Here is a 1,594-nt window from a genome sequence, read left to right on the forward strand (position 1 = left end):
TTCATTTTGTGTAGATTCAGGCGTGCCAGTGCTATCAATTACACTCGTTTCCACCGCGAATGATGGCGCTGAAAACAGCGTACCCAACAACATTGCAAGCGGCGTCATCATCCACTTTGTTGTGTGCTGCATGTTTTGAAACTTCCATGAGAATTAAGTTCATTAGAATAAACTTAAAGACAAACAGATTATTGGGATGAAATTCCATAAAAATTCAGATAATCAACCCCAATAAACCTATCAACCATAAAATTACTCTTATGGTTAAATCCTTATTTAATTTTTTAATACTATTTATCTGAGTATTGTCGCGTTCTACTTTGCTTAAAAACGCACTTTAAAATGACTTTTTATAAACAAAGCCACTCACCACAACATTAAAGAAGCAGCAAAGCAACGCTATTAAAACAAAAGTTAAAAGACAATTATTATCAACAACTTAAAATCAACAAAAACAGTTAAAATGAATGAGTCAAAATGTATAAGTTAAAATACAATAAAAATATAAGAACATCATTCCGTTTAATTTTAGTCGTTATTGTATTGAGAAAGTTTAATTTTCAATTTCTAAAATTGGTGGGATACACACAAGAGAAATCATCAAAACCATCCGTTGTTAATAATGAATTTCGCATTTAAAACAAAAGATAGAAACAAGATCAAATTCATGTTTTCTAATATATCGATTCAACCTTTCACAAGTTTGAATAGAAAATCAAACTTTCAGTCAATCTAAAAACAACAAAACATTCACCAAGTGAATAATCAAAAGATAAGTCAAAACTAAATAGCACATACGGTCAGCATATTTGTGAATTACTATTCATTAATTATTTTTTCATAAATTAAACATTAATGTGACCAATTTCACACAATTGCACCACGCACAACATAAAGTAAACGAAATTTAAGTGTTTACTGACTCAAAACGTGTCGATAGAACAGAGGTTAAACATCGAGCTGAAACACGTATTTCCCACCAAAATTTATTATACATAGCAGTGAGTTACCTGCATCCAAGCGGTTAAAATGCATACTAATGTGACTCATTTTTGAGAGAGGAACATAAGAAGAGCAAAAGCACTAATAGAGGATAATGCGATTTGAATAACCAGTGCTTCAAACCGCACTTATGAACTTATGCAGAGAAAGAAAGACTATCAGTTACTGTTGAATGGTTTTATGACCACAGTTTTCGCAGATCAAGTGACGTTCAAATTCATCCATAGAAGCAAGGAAGGCGCCGAACACTACACTTTTGAGAAAGCCAGCGATGAACTCTTTCTTGTTGCGATTTTTATCGCCTTCATAGCCACTTTTCTTTCTAACTAACACCACGACATGATGCGTTTCTACCCCACATGTAGGGCACATGAGGACTTCTGTCTTGTTCGACATCTTAGACTCCTTGACGAATTATCCCTTTCTGATGGCATGATTCTCTTACGCCTGTAAAGCGAGTCATCATGCCATCACTATCGATTCTTACTCTTCTTCGTTGAGACGACGAATCAACTTCGCTGGTGTGCCTCCGTATAGACAATCTGGCGGCACATCATGGTTAACGACTGAATTCGCCGCAATTACTGAGCGA

General features: G+C 34.8%; 2 protein-coding genes. Both read right to left on the minus strand.

All coding sequences use genetic code 11. The annotated features are described in order from the left end of the window. Nucleotides 1-1,164 precede the first annotated feature (1,164 nt). The gene (locus tag R7E42_RS23945; RefSeq protein ID WP_005497910.1) at nucleotides 1,165-1,398 is read right to left on the minus strand and encodes a hypothetical protein; all 234 of its coding nucleotides are present in this window, start codon (nucleotides 1,396-1,398) and stop codon (nucleotides 1,165-1,167) included. A gap of 87 nt (nucleotides 1,399-1,485) precedes the next feature. Then, the coding region (locus tag R7E42_RS23950; RefSeq protein ID WP_411978981.1) for an acyltransferase at nucleotides 1,486-1,594 on the minus strand (109 nt) is incomplete at its 5' end.

It is taken from the genome of Vibrio sp. Vb1337 (assembly GCF_033338715.1).
GTDB lineage: Bacteria > Pseudomonadota > Gammaproteobacteria > Enterobacterales > Vibrionaceae > Vibrio > Vibrio alginolyticus.